Below are 20,644 nucleotides of genomic sequence, written 5' to 3' on the forward strand. Positions count from 1 at the left end.
GGCCCGCGCCGCCGCGATGCCCGTCGACGCGGCGTCGCTCGTGTGCCCGGGCGGCGAGGGCAAGGACGCGGCGACGCTGGCGCTCGCGTCGGCGCCGATGCAGCTGTCGTCGATGCTCGGCGGCGGGGGGCAGCTGCAGGTGAACGAGGCGGGTCACAGCTCAGCCGTGACGCTCGCGCGCGGCCACAGCATGACCCGCACCTGGAAGAACGGGCCCCTCGACGTCGTCGCGCGAGGCGCCTCGGCGCCCGGCATCACGGCAACGCAGTTCCACGAGGCGAACGGCGCCGTGAGCGCGCAGGCCTGCACCCAGGCCACGGCCGAGGCGTGGATTCCGGTGGGGGACAAGCAACCCGGCAGGCTGCTCACCGTCACCCTCGTCAACCCGGGCGCACGCGCGGTGTCCGTCGACGTCGACGTCCGCGCGGCTGACGGCGCGCTCGACTCCGCCGCGATCGCCGACAAGGCCGTGCCCGCGCATGGACGCGTCAGCGTCAACATCCCCGCGGACGCTCTCGCGCACGCTGCGGTCGTCGTTCACGTCCGTAGTGAGGACGGTGCGGTCGTCGCGAGTGTCCGCGACCGCGTCGGCGAAACCGAGCGCAAGGGCGACGACGTCGCCGCCCAGTACGCACCGCCCGCGCCGGTGCAGGAGATGCCCGGCGTGCCGGTCGTCGACCGCTCCGTACGTGTGCGTCTCGCGGCGCCAGGCTCCCGCGCGGCCGTCGTGCGCCTCCAGGCGTCCGGGAAGGACGCCGGTGACGTGAGTGAACGCGTCGTGACGGTGCCCGTCGGGCGCAGCCTCGACGTCACGCTCGACGGCATCGACGACGACGTCGCCGCGGTGCGCGCGAGCTCGCAGGAGAACATCATCGCCTCCGCCTTTGCGTCCTCGGCGTCCAAGAAATCGCGCGACTTCACCTGGGTGCCCGCCGCCCCGGCGCTTGATGCCGCAGCCGGTGCCAGTCTCGACGGGGCGCGCCACGCCGGCCGACTCGTCGTCATGGGCGAAGGGAGGGCGACGTCGGTGACGCTCGTCGTCAGCGATCCGTCCGGGAAAGCGACGCGCCGACGTCTCGACGTCCCGGCGAACGGCTGGGCGAGTGTGGACGTGCCGAAGAACGCCACGGTGTGGCTGCTGCGAGATGACGGATCAGCGGACGCCGCGCCCGTCCACGCCGCGGTGCTCGTCCGCGATGTGGGCGCCGATCAGCCGGTGACGAGCGTGCCGCTCGTGCCGACGCCGTGGCTGCGCGCGCCGGTCGAAGTCACCCAGCGCTGAGGCGCGAACCGCCGAGCCGCAGCAACTCACTCCCGAGCTTCCCCGACACCGAACCACGCCGCCGCCTGAACGCGGCGCGGCGTCCTACCGGTAGGTCAGTGTTCTTCGGCCGAGAGCCACTGCGCGTAGGTGCGTCCACCGATCTGTGTCTGCTCGCTCGGCAGATGCGCGCCGCGGGTGAAGGCGCGCATCGTCACCCCGATCGTCGGCAGCGGGGCCGTGCACGGCGCGCGTCGGCGATCGAGGTGTGCGGTGAGCGTCGCGATGTCGGCGAGGGTGAACGTCTCCGGCCCGGCGAGCTCCATCGGCGTGGGCAGGCTCGTGAGCAGCGACGCCACGTCGACGAGTTTCGTCGCCACCCAGCGCGGGTCGACGGGGCTCACCTCGATGTCCTCGACGGCGCCCAGGGCGCGAGCGCCCGCGCCGCGCACGAGCTGCGCGACGAACGGATGGAACTGGGTGGCGCGCACGATGCTCGCGCGACCGTGCCAGGCCTCGACGACGTTCTCGGCGTCGGCCTTCGCCCGGTAGTAGGGGTAGGGGTTCTCGAAGCAGCCGACGATCGAGACGTGGACGAGGTGCGCGCTCGGTGCCCACGCGTCGAGCGCGTCGACGAGGCGTCTCGTGCCCTCGACGTCGACGCGGCGCGCGTCCTTCGGGTTGCCTGCGCAGTGGATGACGGCCTCGACGCCGTCGAGCGCCGCGTCGAGCCCGGCGCCGGTGCCGAGGTCGCCGGTGACGTGCTCGAGGCGCGCCGGGATGCCGGCCGCCGCCTCGGGCAGGTCGACGTCGCGTCGGTGCGTCAGCGCGCGCACGGGGATGGAGGAGGTGAGCAGCTCCTCGACGACGCAGCGCCCGAGCACCCCCGACGCGCCCGTCACGAGCACGGGTGCGCGCCCGGCGACGAGGATGTCGGCGGGCAGCAGCGGGGCGGCGGTGGGCGTCAATCTCATTGGTCGTCCTCGTCGAGTTCGCGCCCGAGCAGGGCCGCGATTTGGGTGGTGACGACGTGCTCGACGAGCAGGTCGCGTTCGTACAGGTCGGCGGAGCGCGTCTGGATCGGCAGGCGATAAATCACCATGCGCGCGCGGTGCTTGCCCTCGGCTGGGAAGGCGCGCCCGAGCGGCACGGCGTCCTCCCACGCGCTCGGATCGGACGGCGGCACCTCCTCGACGCCGATCTCGATGTGCTCCAGGCTCTCGCCCCAACGCGCCTCGAGCCGTTCGACGCTGCGCAGCACCGCCTCGTCGAACGAGCGCGCCCGCGACAGCATCGACGGCGTGGGCGGCCACGCGAGCGGCCCACGATGGCGGCGCCCGTGACGATCGCGCCGCGTCGGGGCGTCCCCGCGCGGCGCGCGTGGGGTGGGGCGAGGAGTCACCCGGCGAGCCTAACGTGGTGCCCGCCGTGGCGTACCCTTGTGCCTCGTGACGTTGATGCGACAGTGTTCCCGATCGGCCTGCTCCCAGCCCGCCGTGGCCACGCTGACGTACGTCTACGCCGATTCGACGGTCGTGCTCGGCCCGCTCGCGACATACGCGGAGCCGCACACCTACGACCTGTGCGCCGACCACGCGACGCGCCTCACCGCGCCGCGCGGGTGGGACATCGTCCGCCTCGTCGTCGACATGACGCCGCCCGAGCCGACGCCCGACGATCTCGTCGCGCTCGCCGAGGCCGTGCGTCAGGCGGCGGTACGCCCGGCGCCGGGGGAGCCCGAGCCGACGCGCCGTTCGACGCGCAGCGTCGCCGCGAGTGACCCGACGCTGCTGTCGGCGACGGAGCGCCGCCGTCACCTTCGGGTGCTGCCCGGTCAGACGCCCGCGGACGCGCTCTCTGACGCTTCCGATGACGACGACGCCGACGGGGGCCGGTTCGACAGGCCCTTCGACGGTCGGGAAGGGCCCTCGCGCCGGTAGAGTGAACGTCGTGACTGCACCCGCGCTCAACGACTTCATCAAGGCCTACGACGTGCGTGGCCTCGTGCCCGACCAGCTCTCCCCGCGCGTCGCCCGCGAGCTCGGCGCCGCGTTCGCGCAGGTTGTCGTGCGCCCCGAGGGCGCGAACGCCATCGTCGTCGGGCACGACATGCGCCCGAGTTCTCCAGAGCTGTCGCGCGCGTTCGCCGACGGCGCCGCCGCGTACGGCGTCGACGTCACCCTCATCGGGCTGTGCTCGACTGACGGGCTCTACTTCGCCTCCGGTGCGCTCGATCTGCCGGGCGCGATGTTCACCGCGAGCCACAACCCGGCGCAGTACAACGGCATCAAGCTGTGCCGCGCGGGCGCTCGCCCCGTCTCCCTCGAGACCGGTCTCGCCGAGATCCGCGACCTCGCGCAATGGGCGCTCGATCGCGGTCAGGGTGTGCCGTTCGACGGCCCGGCGGGCAGCGTCACCGAGCGCGAGATGCTGCGCGAGTACGCCGAGTTCCTGCGCGGTCTCGTCGACCTGTCGGGCGGACGCCCGCTCAAGGTCGTCGTCGACGCGGGCAACGGCATGGGCGGCCACACCGTCCCGGCCGTGCTCGGCACCGACGCGGGCCTGGCGCAGCTGCCGCTCGACATCGTCCCGCTGTACTTCGAGCTCGACGGCACGTTCCCCAACCACGAGGCCAACCCGCTCGAGCCGGCCAACCTCGTCGACCTGCAGCAGGCCGTCGTCGAGCACGGTGCCGACATCGGCCTCGCCTTCGACGGCGATGCCGACCGCTGCTTCGTCATCGACGAACGCGGCCAGCCCGTCACGCCGTCCGCGGTGACGGCGCTCGTCGCGGAGCGCGAGATCGCGAAGGAGGTCGCGCGGGGGGCCGCAGCGGCCGACGTCAAGGTCGTCGCGAACCTCATCTCGAGCCGCGCCGTCGGCGAGGTCATCGCCGAGAACGGCGCACAGCCGGTGCGCACGCGCGTCGGGCACTCGTTCATCAAGGCGCAGATGGCCGAGCACGACGCCGTCTTCGGTGGCGAGCACAGCGCGCACTACTACTTCCGCGACTTCTGGTTCGCCGACACCGGCATGCTCGCCGCGATGCACGTGCTCGCGGCGCTGGGGGAGCGGGACGCACCGTTGTCGCAGCTCGTCGCCGCGTATGCGCGCTACGAGGCGTCGGGGGAGATCAACTCGACGGTGAGCGACGCCGCCGCGGCCACGGGCCGCGTGCGCACGTGGGTCGCGTCGCAGGGCGAGTTCACCGAGGACGCGCTCGACGGCGTGACGTTCGTCCACGAGGGCGCGGGGGAGAGCGATCCGATGTGGTGGCTCAACCTGCGCGCGTCCAACACCGAGCCGCTGCTGCGCCTCAACGTCGAGGCCGCCGACACCGCCACCATGGAGCGCGTGCGCGACGCCGCGCTCGCCGCCGTCCGCGAAGGAGAAGCTCAGTGAACGACGACAAGAGCCGCCGGCCCCTGACGATCGACCCGTGGCTGCGCGAGATCCTGCGCTGCCCCGTCACCGGCACCGAGCTGGAGGACGCGAGTGACGCCTCGGGCGCGCCCGTCCTCGTCAGCACCGGGGTCGACGCAGAACGCGGCGGGCGCCTGCAGTACCCGATACGCGACGGCATCCCCGTCCTGCTCGCCGACGACGCAAGCGTGCTGCCCGCCTGACGCTCGCGCGCGGTCATCGACCGCGCGGCCCGCGAACACGCTCGACGTGAGCAACGACGGCGGCGTCGCCGCGCCCCGAATGTCTGAGACGAACCCCCGAGCCGAGGAGAAGTCATGGCCCATCTCGACGAGAGCTGGCTCGACGACGCCGGCCACCTCGAACGTTGCGACTCACGCGGATCGCTGCGTGCGCTCGCCACGGCGGGCGCGCAGGTGCGTGAGGCCCTGACGCTCGCGCGCGAAGCGGGCATCGACGACGTCGCCGGGTACGAACGACCGCGTTCGGTTCTCGTAGGGGCGCTCGGCGGGTCGGAGCGCGTCGGCGATGTGTTGCAGACTCTCGCGCAGCCGAGTTCGCCGGTGCCCGTCATGACGCGGCGCGACGTGCCGCTGCCCGGTTGGGTCGGGCCGCTCGACCTCGTCATCGCGGTCTCCTTGTCCGGGCGCGCTGAGGGGCCGCTCGCACTCGCTGCGGAGGCGGCACGGCGGGGCGCGTCGCTACTGACGGTCGGTGCCGACGACTCGCCGCTCGCCGACGTCTGTGCCCGCGCTCGCGGCGTGCACATCGGTGTCGGCCGCGGGCGGGTCTCGAGCCGGACCTCGCTGTGGTCGCTGCTCACCCCCGTGCTCATGGGCGCCCGTCGGTTGGGGCTGGTCGACGTCAGCGACGACGACCTGCTCGTCGCCGCCGCGATGCTGGATGCCGAATCGGAGACGCTGCGACCGTCGTCGGAGCACTTCGTCAACCCGGCCAAGCTCGCCGCGCTCCAGCTCGCCGGGACGGTGCCCGTCGCCCTCGCCGACGGCCCTGTCGCGGCGCTCGCGGCGCGTCGGGCCTCGTCGATGTTCGCCCGCACGGCGCGCGTGCCGATGACGTGGGGTGAGCTGCCCGACGACGCGGCCGACCTCGTCGCGACGCTCGACGGCCCGTTCACTGCCGGCGCGGGGGAAGGCGCCGTCTCCGCGCCGGACGACATCTTCGCCGACCCGTTCCTCGACGCCCCGCGCCAACCGAGCCTCGGGTTCCTCACGCTGCACTCGGACGCGACGGGCGGGTCCGGCGCGGCGCGTGACGGAGCCGATGGCTTCTTCGTCAGCGATGCGCCCGGCGGAGCGAGTGGGCTGGGCGGCAACGGCACCGGTGGCGTGGGAGCACTGGCCTGGGTCGCGAGCGGCATCCAGGAGAGCGCTCGCGCGGCGGGAGCTGTCGTCGTCGAGATGCATCCCGACGCCGGCCCGGCCATCGCGCGGGCCGCGCAGCTCATGCACCGCGTCGACTTCACTGCGACGTACCTCGCGCTCGGGCAGGGCCTCGACCCCGCAGTCTCGCGTCACGTCACCGAACTGCGCGACCGGCTCGGCCGCTGACGTCCGAGCGCGCGGGCTCGCGGTCAGACCCATGTGCCCGAGGCGCGGCCGACGAGGCGGAGTGCGGCCTGCGACGGGCGCATCCTCCCGTCCCGTCACTGGGTAGGCTGAGTGGTATGAACACCGCTGCTTCGTCCTCATCAGGCTCCCCGTTCGACCGCGCGCACGTCGCGTCGATCGTCGACCACACCCTGCTCAAGCCGGAGGCGACGCGCGCGGACGTCGACGCCCTCGCCCGTGAGGCCGAGGCGCTCGGCGCGTACTCGATCTGCGTGTCGCCGTCGATGCTCCCCGTGGAGACGAGCGTCAAGGTTGCGACGGTCTGCGGGTTCCCCAGCGGCAAGCACACGAGCGCCGTCAAGGCCGCAGAGGCCGCAGAATCCGTGGCGCGGGGGGCTGACGAGGTCGACATGGTCATCGACGTGGGCGCCGCGAAGGACGGGCGTTTCGACGACGTCGAGGCCGACGTGCGGGCCGTGCGCGAGGCCACCGAGGGCCGCGTGCTCAAGGTCATCATCGAATCCGCAGCACTGAGCGATGACGAGATCGTCGCCGTCTGCCGTGCTGCCGTCGCGGCGGGCGCGGACTTCGTCAAGACGTCCACCGGCTTCCACCCCGCCGGCGGTGCGAGCGAGCACGCCGTCCGCCTCATGCGCCAGACCGTCGGCCCCGACATCGGCGTCAAGGCCAGCGGCGGAATCCGCGACGCTGCCGCCGCCCACGCGATGATCGCGGCCGGTGCCAGCCGTCTCGGCCTCTCGGGTACTCGGGTGGTTCTCGACGGGCTCGACGGCGACGCCACCGGCGCGGACGCCCCGCAGGCCGCGGCCGGTTACTGACCCGCCGCGGCCAGTACGTCAGGCGTCACGCCATGCCTGAAGCGCCCGAACTCCGACCGCGCTCGCGCGAAGGGTGACGTCTCGCTGCGGTTGAGCCCAGCCCGTCAGGGCGTCACAGCCGCGCGACGGTTCGGCACGCGCCACACGACGGCCGTGCCGCCACTGCGCCTCGCGCGGATGACGCAGGTGCCGCCGAGTCGCTCGGCCCGCGCGACGAGGTGGGCGATCCCCGAGCGTCGTTCGAGGTGCTCGGGCAGGCCGCGTCCGTCGTCGGTGACCTTGACGAGCACCTCGTCGCCGACGTCGAGCACGACCCGCACGGCGCTCGCGTGCGCGTGCCGCGCCGCGTTGCTCAGTGCCTCACGCATCACGGCGAGCAGGTCGGTGACGAGGGCGTCGTCGAGCGTCCAGTAGGCACCACTGACGCTGACGCTCGGCGCGAATCCGAGGGCGTCCTGCGCCTGCGCGGCGAGCTGGTCGACGGTGTGCGCGAGCGCCAACGCGGCGCCACCGGTGTGCAGGTCGAAGATCGCGCGGCGCACGTCGGTGACGGTCTCGTCGAGGTCGGTGATGACGGCGTCGAGCTTCTCGACGGCGACCTCGTCGTCGATGCGCGGCAGCGCACTCTGCACGCGCATGCCGGCGGCGAAGATGCGTTGGATGACGTGGTCGTGCAGGTCCTGCGCGATGCGGTCGCGATCTTCGAGGATGGCGACGCGTTCGGCCTCGGCGTGCCGGTAGGCGAGCAACGTCGCGACCGAGAGTCGGTCCGCGATCGTCTGCCCGATGGCCTCCATGGGTTCGGGGTCGAGCGAAAGCGTCGGGCGGTCCCAGGCGAACAGCAGCAGCTCCGGGTTCTCGCCGTCACTGGCGAGCGGCACGACCATCGCGCAGCGCATGCGCTCGTCGACGAGGCGCGCCGCGACGTCGTGCGTGAAGAATCGTGCGCGCGGCGCGAGGAGCAGTTCTTCGGCGAGGTCGCCGAGGCGCGCTGCGCTGCGGTGACCCGGCACGTGTTCGACGTGGTTGGCGGTGAGGATCGAGTCGAACCGCGCGACGACCTGCGGCCACGCTTGCGCCGGCGGCAGTTGCGAGAGGAGCTGCGCGGCCTCGGCCGCCGCGCGGTGCCAGCGCTCGCGGGCCCCCGCCTCGGCGAGCGTCCGAGCGTGCGCGATGGCGGACGCCGCGGCCGACGCGAGCGCCTCGAGCACCCGTTCGTCGCGGGCGGAGAACTCCTCGGCGTCGCGCTTGTTCGTCAGGTAGATGTTGCCGTAGACCTGCCCGCGGATGACGACGGGGCAGCCGAGGAACGACGACATCGGCGGGTGGTGCTCGGGAAAGCCGACGCTCGCCTCGTGCGCGGCGATGTCGGGCACGCGCAGCGTGTGCGGGTGGGCGATGATCGCGCCGAGGACGCCCTCGCCGTGGGGGCCGTCGCCGATGAGTGCGGCCGTCTCGGCGTCGATGCCGTGGATGACGACGTCGTCGAAGCGCCCCTCGGCGTTGAGCACGCCGAGCGCCCCGTACTGGGCGCCGGTGAGTTCCGCTGCGGTCTCGACGAATCGGCGCAGCAGTGGTTTGAGCTCGAGATCCTTGCTCAGTTCGATGACGGCGGCCAGCAGAGCCTCGTCAGGCTCGTTCGGCAAGACCGGATCGAAGGAGCGGATCGACGCGGTGACCATGCGCCGATGATAGGCACTCGACGCTGAACAGAGCCTCCCGCGTCGGCAGGACGACATCGCCGCGCTGCGGTGCATCCGACGTCGAGCGAATGGCGAGCGGGCCGGTGACGCTGATCGACCAGCACGTTCCGTCGATGAGCGCCTCGACCTGCACGGCCGCGATGTCGCGTCGCTGGGCGCCGCGTGTGACGCTCGGGTGGGCCGTCTCGACGACGACGTCGCCACCCGTAACACGCACGCCACAGGGCATGACGAACGGAAGAGCACCCCGCGAGACGCTGACGTGCGCCCGACCGGTCCGTCCCATGGCATCGAGCATCTGCTCCGGTGTCGGTTCGCTCGGTGAGGGCATGCTTCATCCTCACCCGCGCCTCACCGCAGCGCCCGGGGACCTTCGTCCTCACCTGCGCGCCGGTGATGTGGCAGGAACCTCCTGAGCTGACGCGGCGTCAGCGCCGTGTTTTGTGCATGGGCGTCGACATTCGGCTGCGTGACGACGGTGATCGGGACGCGCTCGTGCGGCTGCTGTGCGAGCAGCAGCCGGTGTCGGGGTATCCGGTGCGGTGGCCGCTGCCCGGGCCGGTCGAGGGCTTCATCTTCCGCGATCGTGACGAGATCGCGTGGGTGGCGTGTGACGCCGACGCGGCTGACGGGCTGGAACGAGACCAGGGTCAAGTCCGTCATGCGCCCATCCTGGGGGAGCGCGCGGCGCGAACTCAACGCAGCGGCCACAATGGGGTCATGACTGTGCGCGTGTATCTGCTCGACGACCACGAGATCGTCCGTCGCGGCCTGGCCGAGTTGCTGGCGTCATCGGGGCGCTGCGAGGTCGTCGGCGAGAGCGGCAGCGCAGAGGAGGCGACGCGGCGCATCCCGGCGGCGCGCCCCGACGTCGCCATCCTCGACGGCCGGCTGCCAGACGGCACGGGCATGGAGGTGTGCCGCGCCGTGCGCAGCGTCGACGAGAACATCCGCTGCCTCATCCTCACCTCCTACGACGATGACGAGGCCCTGCTCGCCGCGATCCTCGCGGGCGCGAGTGGGTACGTCCTCAAGCAGGTGCGCGGCGCCGACCTCATCGAGACGATCGAACGCGTCGCGGCGGGGGAGTCGCTGCTCGACACCGCCGACGCCGACGTCATCCGCGCGCGCCTGCGCGGTGACGGTGCCCTCGAGAGCCCCGAACTCGCCGCGCTCACCGAGCAGGAGAAGCGCGTGCTCGACCTCATCACGCAGGGGTACACGAACCGTCAGATCGCGGGGCGCCTGCACCTCGCGGAGAAGACGGTGAAGAACTACGTCACCAGCCTGCTCGCGAAACTCGGCCTCGAATCGCGCACGCAGGCGGCCGTCCTCATGGAGCGCCTGCGCCACCCGCACTGACGCCCATCGTTCGACGCCTCGAGGCTCGGGAGGCTCGCTCGCGCAGAGAGGTCCGTGAGAAGAAATGCCCGGCGTTCCGGGGTTGTCCCCGCCTGCGCCTAGGGTTGGGGCATGGCTCATTTCGACCTCGTCATCATCGGCACCGGCTCGGGCAACTCGCTCGTGACGCCCGACTTCGCCGACAAGCGCGTCGCCGTCATCGAGAAGGGTGTCTTCGGCGGCACCTGCCTCAACGTCGGCTGCATCCCGACGAAGATGTTCGTCCAGGCCGCCGAGGTGGCGCGCAGCGCGCGGGAGGCGTCGCGCCTCGGCGTCGACGCGCACGTCGATCAGGTGCGCTGGGACGACATCCGCGACCGCGTCTTCGAGCGCATCGACGCGATCTCCGCGGGCGGACGCGCGTACCGCGAGCGCGGCAGCGACGACGGCAACACGACCGTGTTCAGCGGCCACGCGCGCTTCACCGGCGACCGTACGCTGCGCGTCGAGGGCTATGACGAGGAGATCAGCGGCGACCAGATCGTCATCGCGACCGGCGCGCGTCCCAACATCCCGCCCGTCGTCACCGACAGCGGCGTGCCCTACGAGACGAGCGACACGATCATGCGCATCGAGAAGTTGCCGCGTTCGCTCGTCATCGCCGGCGCCGGGTACATCGCCCTCGAGTTCGCCCACGTGTTCTCGTCCCTCGGCGTCGAGGTGACGATGCTCGCACGCGGAAAGCGCGTGCTGCGCCACGCCGACGACGACGTCAGCCGCGTCCTCACCCACGCCGCCACCGACCAGTGGGCTCTCGAACGTGATGCGGTCATGGAGTCGATCGAACAGCGCGACGGGACGATCCGCGTGACGCTGAGAGGTGGGCGCGTCGTCGAGGGCGAGATGCTCCTCGTCGCCACGGGCCGCATCCCCAACACCGACGACCTCGGCCTCGAGAACACCCGCGTCGAGGTGCGCGACGACGGGCGCATCGTCGTCGACGAGTACGGACGCACGGGCGCTGACGGCGTCTGGTCACTCGGCGACTGCTCCTCGCGCTACCAGCTCAAGCACGTCGCCAACGCCGAGGAGCGCTGCGTCGCGCACAACCTCGTCCACCCCGACGACCTGCGCGCGTTCCCGCACGACGTCGTGCCGGCGGCGGTCTTCACGCACCCGCAGGTCGCCACCGTCGGGCTGACGGAGGACGAGGCGCGCGAGGGCGGGCACGCCATCACGACGAAGGTGCAGAAGTACGGCGACATCGCCTACGGCTGGGCCCTCGAGGACACGACGAGCATCTGCAAGGTCATCGCCGACAAGGCGACGAAGAAGCTGCTCGGCGTGCACCTCGTCGGCCCGGAGGCCTCGATCGTCATCCAGCCTGCAGTCCAGGCGATGTCGTTCGGGCTCACCGCCGACGAGATGGCACGCGGGCAGTACTGGATTCACCCGGCGCTCACCGAGGTGCTCGAGAACGCGCTGCTGGGGCTCGAATTCGACTGAGCCCCAGGATGCGCCCCGAATGAACCCCGGGGTGCGACGGCGAGACTGAGCCCCAGGATGCGCCCCGAATGAACCCCGGGGTGCGACGGCGAGTGAGCCCTGGCAGCGATGTCAGAGCGGCAGCGGCGTCCCGACCCCGGCGCGCTGGGCGGCCTCCTGTACCGCGACGGCCGCGGCAGCGTCCTGCAACCCGATCCCGACCGAGGCGTAGAGCGTCACGCGCGGGCGACGCTCACCGTGGGCGCCTGCGTCGCTGTCGGCGGTGCCGTGGTTGGTGACGCCGTTGTTCGAGGAGTCGTCGTTCCAGACGTGACGTTCTGCGTCATCGTCATCGGCATGTGCGGCGTCGCGCACGAGCACCTCGCCGAGCGTCTCGACGCTGCCGGTCTCGAGCACCCCGGCCATGAGGGCCGCGACGACGCACCCGTTGTCGGCCAGTGCCGTCTCGCGGTCGTCGACGACGACGCGTGCCTGAGCGACGAGGTCGCTCGGCACCTCGGATCGCTCGGCGCTGAACGAGCCCACAGAGATGACGAGGGCGCCGTCACGCACCCAGGTCGCCTCGAGCACGGGCGTCGTCGACGTCGTGCACACCGCGATGACGTCGGCGTCCGCGCACGCCTGCTCGACCGTGTCGACGAGTTCCATGTCGGGTGCGCCCTCGGGTTTCGTCGTATGCCAGCGCGCGACCAACTCGTCGGCACTCGCGCGGTTGCGCGCCGCGAGCCGGATGCGACCCACCGTGTGCTCACCGCCGACCGCGCACAACGCGTGCGCGTGCGCCTCGGCCTGCACGCCGCTCCCGACGATCGCGACATGAACACCGATGCCGTCCCGGGCACCGACACCTGCGCCGTCGGCCTCACCGACGTCGTCGCGCCCGCTCGAGTCAGGCGACCACAACGCCTCCATCGCGACGGCGCTCGCTGCCGCCGTGCGGCGTGTCGTCAGCGTCGTGCCGGCCATGACGCACGTCGGCACACCTGTCGTCGGGTCGAGCACCGTGACGAGCGCGTGCACCGCGGGCAGCCCCGCGCCGACGTTGCCGGCGTGTACCGAACCGAACTTGCTGACGGCCGGTGCGCTCGCCTCGGCCCGCGCGGCGTAGCAGAACGCGACGTCGTCGCCGCGCCCCGGCAGCAGCAGACGTGCGGGCAGCAGCGCTCCTCCGCGTCCGAGCGCGGTGAACGCCGCGTGCTGCGAGGCGTGCGCGACGTCTGCCGTGAACGCTGCCCGGACGTCGGATTCGCTGAGGTAGAGCAGAGTCGGCACGGCGGGTCCTTCGCTGGATCGAGGGAGTGTGACGGCGCCGTCGCGGTTGGCGGCGCGAGAGGCGCCACCTATTCTCGGGGTCATGAGTGACGAGAAGGAAACCGGATCGGGCGGGCACAGCGGCAACAACACGGCGATCTTCGCCGCGCTGGCGGCCAATCTGGGCATCGCCGTCACGAAGATCATCGCGTGGTTGCTCACCGGCATGAGTTCGATGCTCGCCGAGGGCATCCACTCCGCCGCCGATTCGGGCAACCAGATCCTCCTGCTCATCGGCGGCAAGAAGGCCCAGAAGGACGCGGACGAGGATCACCCGTTCGGTTACGGGCGTGAGCGTTACCTCGCTGGCTTCGTCGTCAGCATCATCGTGTTCTCCCTCGGTGGCCTGTTCTCGCTGTTCGAGGCATACGAGAAGTTCCATCAGATGCGCGAGCCCGGCGCGAAGCAGCCGTCGACGGACGAGGCCTGGTGGTGGGTGCCGATCGTCGTGCTCGTGCTGGCGATCCTCATGGAGGGCCGTTCCCTCATGACGGCGGTCAAGGAGGCACGCGAGCAGAAGGGCGAACAGAGCTGGGGGCAGTTCCTCAAGTCGGCGAAGAGCCCCGAGTTGCCTGTGCTCCTGTGCGAGGACTCGGCGGCCGTCACCGGTCTCGTCTTCGCCCTCGTCGGCATCTCGCTCGCCCTCGTCACGCAGAACGGCATCTGGGACGCCGTGGGCGCCGGCCTCATCGGCATCCTGCTCATCCTCGTCGCGATCTTCCTGTTCCGTGAGACGAAGTCCATGCTCCTCGGCGAGGCGGCGACCCCCGAGACGGTGCGCGACATCCGACGTGCCATCGAGTCGGCGGACGGCGTGAACCGCGTCATCCACATGAAGACGAGCCACCTCGGCCCCGAGGAGTTGCTCGTCGCCGTCAAGTTCGCCGTCGACAAGAGCGACACGGGTGAGGAGATCGCCCACGCCATCGACATGGCTGAACAGGCGGCACGTGCCGCGAAGCCCGACATGCAGTTGCTCATGTACCTCGAACCCGACATCGACCTCGGGCGCGTCGGCAGCCGTATCGGGCACCGCTCGTCCGCGGTGCACACCGACCTGCCCGACGAGCGGGTGAACGACGGCGGCTCCACCCAGCACGGTGCGACGCGCATCGAGGGCTGAAGCTCGGAGTCGATAGCTTCCCTCAGCGTATTTCGTGAGCCTCCCAGGTTTCTCTAGGCTGTGCGCATGATGCCCGCCGCTCCGCACCCGAGGCCTGACGCCATGCCGCCGTCGCACCGAAGCGCGCAGGTGCGCTGATGGCGGGCGGACTGTTCGCACTGCTCGACGACGTTGCCGCGCTCGCGCGCATGGCTGCGGCGTCCGTCGACGACGTCGCCGCCGCTGCCGGCAAGGCGAGCACGCAGGCCGTGGGCGTCGTCGTCGACGACACGGCCGTGACGCCGCGCTACGTGCAGGGTCTCGCCGCGGAACGCGAGCTGCCGATCATCGCGAAGATCGCGAAGGGCTCGATCCGCAACAAGCTGCTCATCATCCTGCCCGTCATCCTCGTGCTGTCACAGTTCTTGCCCATCGCGGTGACGATCCTGCTCATCCTCGGTGGCCTCTACCTGTCCTACGAGGGCGCGGAGAAGATCCATCACGCCCTCGCGCACCGCCGCGCCCACCGCGAGGAGACCCCGGCCGAGCACCTGGCCGAGGACGTCGCCACCGAGTCCGTCGACGAGAACAAGGTCATCGCCGAGGCCGTCCGCACCGACCTCATCCTGTCGACCGAGATCATGGTCATCTCGCTGCAGACCGTCGATCACGAACCCTTCCTCACCCGCACCATCGTCCTCATCGTCGTCGCGTTCCTCATCACCGCGCTCGTCTATGGCGTCGTCGCACTGATCGTCAAGATGGACGACGTGGGCCTGCACCTCGTCGAGTCGGGCAAGAACGAGAAGCTCGGCCGTGGACTCGTGGCAGCGATGCCCAAGGTGATGTCGTTCCTGTCGACGCTGGGCGTCGTGGCGATGCTGTGGGTCGGTGGGCACATCCTGCTGGCGAACTCCGCCGAACTGGGCTGGCACGCGCCGTACGACGCCGTCCACCACGTCGAGCACGCCGTGGCCGACGCCACCGGAGCGCTCGGGGGAGTGCTCGCCTGGCTGACGAACACCCTCATCAGCGCCATCGTCGGCGTCCTCGTCGGTCTCGTCCTCGTCGCCCTCGTGACGCCCGCGCTCGCCCGCCGCAGCGGCGAGGTGGCCGCCGCGCACTGAGCGATGCGGCGCCCCGGGCGGCCTGTCAGTGATGGCGGATAGACTGACGAGCACGCGTTCGGCGTGGGTGATGACACATGCGCGAAGCAGCCCAGAGGGGCGCGCCGGCGACGCCTGATCGAGAACGTCATTCGACAACCGAAGGGAACGACATCCCCATGTCCTTCGACTACAAGATCCGCGACATCAGCCTCGCCGAGGCCGGCCGCCACCAGCTGCGCCTCGCCGAGCACGAGATGCCCGGCCTCATGAGCCTGCGCGAGGAATACGCCGAGTCGCAGCCGCTCGCCGGCGCCAAGATCGCCGGCTCGCTGCACATGACCGTCCAGACGGCCGTCCTGATCGAGACCCTGACGGCGCTCGGCGCCGAGGTCCGCTGGGCGAGCTGCAACATCTACTCGACGGACGACGCCGCGGCCGCCGCCGTCGTCGTCGGCCCCGACGGCACGCCCGAGGACCCGAAGGGCGTCCCCGTGTTCGCCTGGAAGGGCGAGAGCCTCGAGGAGTACTGGGCCTGCACGAACGAGATCCTCACCTGGTCCGGTGACGACGCCCCCAACATGATCCTCGACGACGGCGGCGACGCCACGATGCTCGTGCACAAGGGCACCGAGTGGGAGAAGGCCGCCCAGGTGCCGCCCACCACCGAAGCCGACTCCGAGGAGTTCAGCGTCTTCAAGGCCCTCGTGCGCTCCACGATGGCCGACGACCCGCAGAAGTGGACGAAGGTCGGCGAGCGCATCAAGGGCGTCACCGAGGAGACGACCACCGGCGTGCACCGCCTCTACGAACTCGCGCGCGCGGGAGAACTGCTGTTCCCGGCGATCAACGTCAACGACTCCGTGACGAAGTCGAAGTTCGACAACAAGTACGGCACCCGCCACTCCGTCATCGACGGCCTCAACCGCGCCACCGACGTGCTCATCGGCGGCAAGGTTGCCGTCGTCGCCGGATACGGGGACGTGGGCAAGGGCGTCGCCGCCGCCCTCGCCGGACAGGGCGCCCGCGTCGTCATCACCGAGATCGACCCCATCTGCGCGCTCCAGGCCGCGATGGAAGGCTTCCAGGTGACGACGATGGACAAGGCCTGCGAGTACGGCGACATCTTCGTCACGACGACCGGCAACTTCGACATCATCACCGCCGACCACATGGCACGCATGAAGAACAAGGCCATCGTGTCCAACATCGGCCACTTCGACAACGAGATCGACATGGCCGGCCTCGCCAAGATCCCCGGCATCGAAAAGGTCGAGATCAAGCCGCAGGTCCACGAATGGACGTTCGACAAGGGCGCCGACGACGAACGCTCCATCATCGTGCTGTCCGAAGGCCGCCTCATGAACCTCGGCAACGCCACCGGCCACCCCAGCTTCGTCATGTCCAACTCGTTCGCCAACCAGACGATCGCCCAGATCGAACTGTGGACCAACGGCAACGCCTACACCGACAACGGCAAACCCCTCGTCAAGACGCTCCCCAAGCACCTCGACGAAAAGGTCGCCCGCGCCCACCTCAACGCCCTCGGCGTCGAACTCACCGAACTGCGCAAGGACCAAGCCGAATACATCGGCGTGGACGTTGCCGGCCCGTACAAGCCGGAGCACTACCGCTACTGACCGCGCGCAAGCGCGCGTCAGTAGCGGGAGTGCTACGGCTTGATTCTCTCTGGCGCTTCTTGTGGCCGGGCCCTGGCGGGCCCGTCTCACTGCGACACGCGGGCCGTCCACGTTGCGACGTGGTACGGCCCGCAGGATCCGGAACGCGCCGAGACTGGTCGGCGCGTCTTCCGGCTCGGCCCGGGGGGCCTCGCTCGGTACGACACGCGGGCCGTCCACGTTGCGACGTGGTACGGCCCGCACAATCCGGAACGTGCCGATGCTGGCCGGCTCGCAAGCTCGCCGGTCCAGTCTCGGCGCATTCCGGATTGATCCTGTTCGGCGCGTCTTCCGGCTCGGCCCGGGGGGCCTCGCTCGGTGCGACACGCGGGCCGTCCACGTTGCGACGTGGTACGGCCCTCGTGGCTGTCGCCGTTTCAACCGTGAGGCGTGCACAACTGCGATTTACGGTCACATTCGCGATTCCTGCCCACCTTCGCGATCGTCGTCCACCTGTGCGAATCACGTCCACATTCGGCCAGACAGAACGCACGCGCAGGCAGAGTGGCAACGAACGTCCCCGGGGACGGCAGGACGCGCGAAGAGGTCCGGGGAGGGCCCGCGGGCATGTGTGACAATGAGCCGAGGACGGCGCCCCACCGGGCGCACGCGCCGCACGAAGGAAGGGGCCCCCACGTGATGAACCGTGTGCTGATAGTCGACGACGACCCGGCACTCGCCGAGATGCTCGGCATCGTTCTGCGCGGCGAGGGCTACCACGTCACCCACTGCGGCGACGGCACGTCAGCGCTCGCCACGTTCCGCGACGCGAAACCCGACCTCGTCCTGCTCGACGTCATGCTGCCCGGCAAGAACGGCGTCGAAGTGTGCCGCGCCATCCGCGCCGAATCCGACGTCCCCATCGTCATGCTGACCGCCCGCACCGACACCCTCGACGTCGTCGCCGGCCTCGAAGCAGGCGCCGACGACTACGTCAACAAGCCCTTCAAACCCGCCGAACTCGTCGCCCGCGTCCGCGCCCGTCTGCGCCGCGGCGACGCCGAACCCGAAACCGTCACCATCGGCGACCTGACGATCGACCTCGCCGCCCACTCCGTCACCCGCGACGGCACCCCGATCTCCCTCACTCCCCTTGAGTTCGACCTCCTGCTCGCCCTCGCCCGCAAGCCATGGCAGGTGTTCAGTCGCGAAGTGTTGCTGGAACAGGTCTGGGGTTACCGCCACGCCGCCGACACGCGCCTCGTCAACGTGCACGTCCAGCGCCTGCGCGCCAAGGTCGAGAAGGACCCGGAGAAGCCCGAGATCGTCGTGACCGTGCGAGGTGTGGGATACAAGGCCGGTGCCAGCACACCCGCCACCTGAGGCACCCCGCAGCGTCCTACGACGCGCCTACGACGCGTCCCGCCGCGCAATCGGGCGCCTCGTCGCGTTCTGCGTGCGCAGCTGGCGACGTAGCCTGCACGTGCGCGTCATCAGCCTGACGATGCTCATGGGCCTCACCGTCGTCATCGCCGTCGGATCCCTCATGTACCAGGGCATCGCCGACGGGCTCGTGCGCAGCAAGACCGCGTCCGCGCAACAGATCGCGCTGAGCGAGACCGCTGACGTCCAGAGCGCGTTCGACGCGACCGACAAGACCGACATGACGACGCTCTACAACCTCTCGCGTGACTCCGTGCAACGCATCGCAAGCCCCCTCGACGACTCCGCGCGCCTCGTCATCCTCATGCGCGCCAGCGACAACACGCGCCCCGGCATCCCCCTCGTCGCGACGGCCCGTGCGCGCGGCTTCACCCCACCCGCCGACGTGCGCGGCGCCCTCGCCCGCGACCCCGCGCATCAGCAGAGGAAGATCGTCTCCCTCGACGCGACCGGCCGCCACATCCCCGCCGTCATGGTCGGCTCACGCGTCAGCATCCCCAACGCCGGCGCGTACGACCTGTATCTCATCTTCCCGATGGACAAGGAAGCCGACTCGCTCAGCATCGTGCGCACCTCGTTCGCCGCCGGCGGCCTCGCGCTCATCCTGCTCCTCGGCGCCTGCGCCTACCTCGCGACGCGCCTCGTCGTGACGCCCGTCCGCTCCGCCGCGCACGTCTCCGAGCGCCTCGCCGCCGGCAACCTCGACGAACGCATGCCGGTGCGCGGAGAGGACGACATCGCGCGCCTCGCGACGAGCTTCAACGCCATGGCCTCGAGCCTGCAACGTCAGATCGGCCAGCTCGAGGACCTGTCGCACCTGCAGCAACGCTTCACCTCCGACGTCTCGCACGAACTGCGCACACCGCTGACGACGATCCGCATGGCCGCCGACATGATCCACGACTCACGCGGCGACTTCGCGGCGCACGTCGCGCGTTCTTCCGAACTGCTGTCGAAGGAGCTCGACCGCTTCGAGTCGCTGCTCGCGGACCTGCTCGAGATCAGCCGATTCGACGCCGGCGGCGCCGTGCTGAGCCGCACACCCACGTCGATGCGCCAGCTGTGCGCCGAGGTGAACGACATGCACGCGCAGCTCGCCGACAAGCTCGGCTGCCGCCTCGTGCTCGACGCGCCGAACGACGTCACGATCGACGTCGACCGCCGCCGCGTCGAGCGCATCCTGCGCAACCTCGTCGCCAACGCCATCGAGCACGGCCAGGGCCAGCCCGTCGTCGTGACGTTGCGCGCCAACTCGACTGCCGTCAGCGTCAGCGTCCGCGACTACGGCATCGGACTCAAGGAGGGCGAGGCGGACAAGGTCTTCGACCGGTTCTGGCGCGCCGACCCCGCCCGCGCCCGCACGACGGGCGGCACGGGCCTCGGATTGTCGATCTCTCTCGAGGACGCCCGCCTGCACGACGGTTTTCTCGAGGCGTGGGGCGCACCCGGCGAGGGCTCCTGCTTCCGGTTGACGCTGCCGCGCGTGCAGGGCGTCGCCATCGCCGCGAGTCCGGGCCCGCTGCAGCCCGGCCTCACCGCGAGGACGAAACAGATCTCGAGCGGCACGATGCGCACCTCCGACGGCGGGGCACGCCTCGCGTCGGGCTACCCGGTCGCGATCGATGCGAAGAAGCGCTCGAACGCGCTGCCCCAGGTCATCGACGGTGAGGGCGCCGTCGACGCCGAGGACCCACGATGAGCCCGCGACGCAGGCCGCCGCGCGCCCTGGTGGCCGTGGCTGCCGCGGCGAGCGTGTTCGCGACCGCCGGGTGCGTCGGGTTGCCCTCGACGTCGAGCGTCGCGCCGGGCAAGGCCGTCGACGCGAAGGACGACAGCGAACCGCTCGCCGTCGAGCCGCTGACGGCGTCGGCCTACGACGATCCGCGCCAGATCGCGACTGGTTTCCTGCGCGCCCAGATGTCCGCGCACGACGACTACCAGGCTGCCCGCACCTTCCTCACCGGCGACGCGAGCCGTCGCTGGAAACCGGGCACCGCCGTCACCGTCTTCGCGGGCGACAGCGACATCACGGCCACCCGCCCCGACACGACGACGGTGCGTCTCAGCGTCCCCGTCGTCGCGACGATCGACGCCGATGGCCACCTCGTGCGCCAACCGTCGACGACCCGCCGCGACCTGCGCTTCACGGTGAGTTCCACGGCCGGGGGATGGCGCCTCAGCCAGGTGCCCGACGGGCCGGGCGTGTGGATCAGCAGCACGGACGTCGCGCGCCTGTTCAGCCGCGTCAACGTGTACTACCCGGCCGCCTACGGACGCTCGCTCGTACCCGACCCGCGCCTGCTGCCGCGCCAGGGTCTCGCGACGGCGCTCGCGCGCGCGGCGCTCTCCGCCCCACCGCAGTGGCTGCGCCCCGCCATCGCGACGAGCCTGCCGACGGGGACGGCGCTCGCCGTCGACG

Annotated in this window: 18 protein-coding genes and 2 pseudogenes; 14 read left to right on the forward strand and 6 right to left on the reverse strand. The window is 71.0% G+C overall.

Annotated elements, in window-relative coordinates; all coding sequences use genetic code 11:
* A partial coding sequence (locus HMPREF0321_RS16370) for a DUF5719 family protein (RefSeq protein ID WP_006944427.1) occupies positions 1 to 1,282 on the forward strand: 1,282 nt, incomplete at its 5' end.
* 95 nt (positions 1,283 to 1,377) lie between these two features.
* On the opposite strand, the gene HMPREF0321_RS04210 is transcribed toward HMPREF0321_RS16370, so the two are convergent.
* Together HMPREF0321_RS04210 and HMPREF0321_RS04215 are read right to left on the reverse strand one after the other, a co-directional pair.
* Complete coding sequence (locus HMPREF0321_RS04210; RefSeq protein ID WP_006944417.1) at positions 1,378 to 2,235, reverse strand: SDR family oxidoreductase; 858 nt, start codon at positions 2,233 to 2,235, stop codon at positions 1,378 to 1,380.
* A complete protein-coding gene (locus HMPREF0321_RS04215; RefSeq protein WP_006944419.1) occupies positions 2,232 to 2,663 on the reverse strand; it encodes a metallopeptidase family protein in 432 nt (143 codons plus the stop codon). The genes HMPREF0321_RS04210 and HMPREF0321_RS04215 overlap by 4 nt, the downstream gene beginning before the upstream one ends.
* Positions 2,664 to 2,709: 46 nt before the next feature.
* Here HMPREF0321_RS04215 and HMPREF0321_RS04220 point away from each other — a divergent pair.
* From HMPREF0321_RS04220 to deoC, 5 genes and pseudogenes are all read left to right on the forward strand, one after another.
* A pseudogene (locus HMPREF0321_RS04220) lies at positions 2,710 to 3,090 on the forward strand (DUF3499 domain-containing protein); the annotation flags it as partial.
* A 121-nt stretch (positions 3,091 to 3,211) separates the two neighbouring features.
* Complete coding sequence (locus HMPREF0321_RS04225) at positions 3,212 to 4,663, forward strand: phosphomannomutase/phosphoglucomutase (protein ID WP_050786465.1); 1,452 nt, start codon at positions 3,212 to 3,214, stop codon at positions 4,661 to 4,663.
* Positions 4,660 to 4,887 (forward strand): Trm112 family protein, encoded by a 228-nt coding sequence (locus HMPREF0321_RS04230; RefSeq protein ID WP_006944432.1) that lies wholly within the window; start codon positions 4,660 to 4,662, stop codon positions 4,885 to 4,887. The genes HMPREF0321_RS04225 and HMPREF0321_RS04230 overlap by 4 nt, the downstream gene beginning before the upstream one ends.
* A gap of 114 nt (positions 4,888 to 5,001) precedes the next feature.
* Positions 5,002 to 6,255, forward strand: coding sequence for an SIS domain-containing protein (locus tag HMPREF0321_RS04235; RefSeq protein ID WP_006944416.1), 1,254 nt, complete (start codon positions 5,002 to 5,004; stop codon positions 6,253 to 6,255).
* 116 nt (positions 6,256 to 6,371) lie between these two features.
* Positions 6,372 to 7,094 carry a deoxyribose-phosphate aldolase gene (gene deoC, locus HMPREF0321_RS04240; protein WP_006944421.1) on the forward strand — a complete coding sequence of 241 codons (723 nt, stop codon included), beginning with the start codon at positions 6,372 to 6,374 and terminating at the stop codon, positions 7,092 to 7,094.
* A 104-nt stretch (positions 7,095 to 7,198) separates the two neighbouring features.
* Here deoC and HMPREF0321_RS04245 read toward each other — a convergent pair whose 3' ends face one another.
* Genes HMPREF0321_RS04245 through HMPREF0321_RS15930 form a run of 3 tightly spaced genes read right to left on the reverse strand, consistent with a single transcriptional unit; the run spans position 7,199 to position 9,460 of the window.
* Positions 7,199 to 8,776 carry a GAF domain-containing sensor histidine kinase gene (locus HMPREF0321_RS04245; protein ID WP_038568945.1) on the reverse strand — a complete coding sequence of 526 codons (1,578 nt, stop codon included), beginning with the start codon at positions 8,774 to 8,776 and terminating at the stop codon, positions 7,199 to 7,201.
* On the reverse strand, positions 8,724 to 9,128 hold the full coding sequence (locus HMPREF0321_RS16375) for a hypothetical protein (protein ID WP_006944433.1): 405 nt from the start codon (positions 9,126 to 9,128) through the stop codon (positions 8,724 to 8,726). Before HMPREF0321_RS16375 ends, HMPREF0321_RS04245 begins: the two co-directional genes overlap by 53 nt.
* A 20-nt stretch (positions 9,129 to 9,148) precedes the next feature.
* The gene (locus tag HMPREF0321_RS15930) at positions 9,149 to 9,460 is read right to left on the reverse strand and encodes a hypothetical protein (RefSeq protein WP_131941318.1); all 312 of its coding nucleotides are present in this window, start codon (positions 9,458 to 9,460) and stop codon (positions 9,149 to 9,151) included.
* A 57-nt stretch (positions 9,461 to 9,517) separates the two neighbouring features.
* Here HMPREF0321_RS15930 and HMPREF0321_RS04255 point away from each other — a divergent pair, with 57 nt between their 5' ends.
* Together HMPREF0321_RS04255 and mtr are read left to right on the forward strand one after the other, a co-directional pair.
* Positions 9,518 to 10,159 carry a response regulator transcription factor gene (locus HMPREF0321_RS04255; protein ID WP_040014450.1) on the forward strand — a complete coding sequence of 214 codons (642 nt, stop codon included), beginning with the start codon at positions 9,518 to 9,520 and terminating at the stop codon, positions 10,157 to 10,159.
* Between the two features lie 111 nt (positions 10,160 to 10,270).
* Entirely contained in the window at positions 10,271 to 11,644 is a 1,374-nt protein-coding gene (gene mtr / locus HMPREF0321_RS04260; protein ID WP_006944436.1) for a mycothione reductase, read from the forward strand.
* A gap of 111 nt (positions 11,645 to 11,755) precedes the next feature.
* On the opposite strand, the gene HMPREF0321_RS04265 is transcribed toward mtr, so the two are convergent.
* The gene (locus tag HMPREF0321_RS04265; RefSeq protein WP_006944422.1) at positions 11,756 to 12,916 is read right to left on the reverse strand and encodes an ornithine cyclodeaminase/mu-crystallin family protein; all 1,161 of its coding nucleotides are present in this window, start codon (positions 12,914 to 12,916) and stop codon (positions 11,756 to 11,758) included.
* An 82-nt stretch (positions 12,917 to 12,998) separates the two neighbouring features.
* Here HMPREF0321_RS04265 and HMPREF0321_RS04270 point away from each other — a divergent pair, with 82 nt between their 5' ends.
* The 6 genes and pseudogenes from HMPREF0321_RS04270 to HMPREF0321_RS04295 all read left to right on the forward strand — a co-directional run.
* Positions 12,999 to 14,078, forward strand: a complete 1,080-nt coding sequence (locus HMPREF0321_RS04270; protein WP_050786464.1) for a cation diffusion facilitator family transporter — start codon at positions 12,999 to 13,001, stop codon at positions 14,076 to 14,078.
* A gap of 137 nt (positions 14,079 to 14,215) precedes the next feature.
* Complete coding sequence (locus tag HMPREF0321_RS04275) at positions 14,216 to 15,184, forward strand: DUF808 domain-containing protein (protein WP_006944429.1); 969 nt, start codon at positions 14,216 to 14,218, stop codon at positions 15,182 to 15,184.
* Between the two features lie 158 nt (positions 15,185 to 15,342).
* The gene (ahcY, locus tag HMPREF0321_RS04280) at positions 15,343 to 16,803 is read left to right on the forward strand and encodes an adenosylhomocysteinase (protein ID WP_006944420.1); all 1,461 of its coding nucleotides are present in this window, start codon (positions 15,343 to 15,345) and stop codon (positions 16,801 to 16,803) included.
* Between the two features lie 675 nt (positions 16,804 to 17,478).
* Positions 17,479 to 18,165 (forward strand): MtrAB system response regulator MtrA, encoded by a 687-nt coding sequence (gene mtrA, locus HMPREF0321_RS04285; protein ID WP_006944431.1) that lies wholly within the window; start codon positions 17,479 to 17,481, stop codon positions 18,163 to 18,165.
* Entirely contained in the window at positions 18,143 to 19,924 is a 1,782-nt protein-coding gene (mtrB, locus tag HMPREF0321_RS04290; protein WP_006944423.1) for an MtrAB system histidine kinase MtrB, read from the forward strand. Before mtrA ends, mtrB begins: the two co-directional genes overlap by 23 nt.
* Positions 19,921 to 20,644, forward strand: a pseudogene (locus tag HMPREF0321_RS04295) (hypothetical protein); the annotation flags it as partial. The gene mtrB and the pseudogene HMPREF0321_RS04295, both read left to right, overlap by 4 nt.

Origin of the sequence: Dermacoccus sp. Ellin185 (assembly GCF_000152185.1) — a bacterium.
In the GTDB taxonomy this organism is placed as follows: Bacteria; Actinomycetota; Actinomycetes; order Actinomycetales; family Dermatophilaceae; genus Dermacoccus; species Dermacoccus nishinomiyaensis.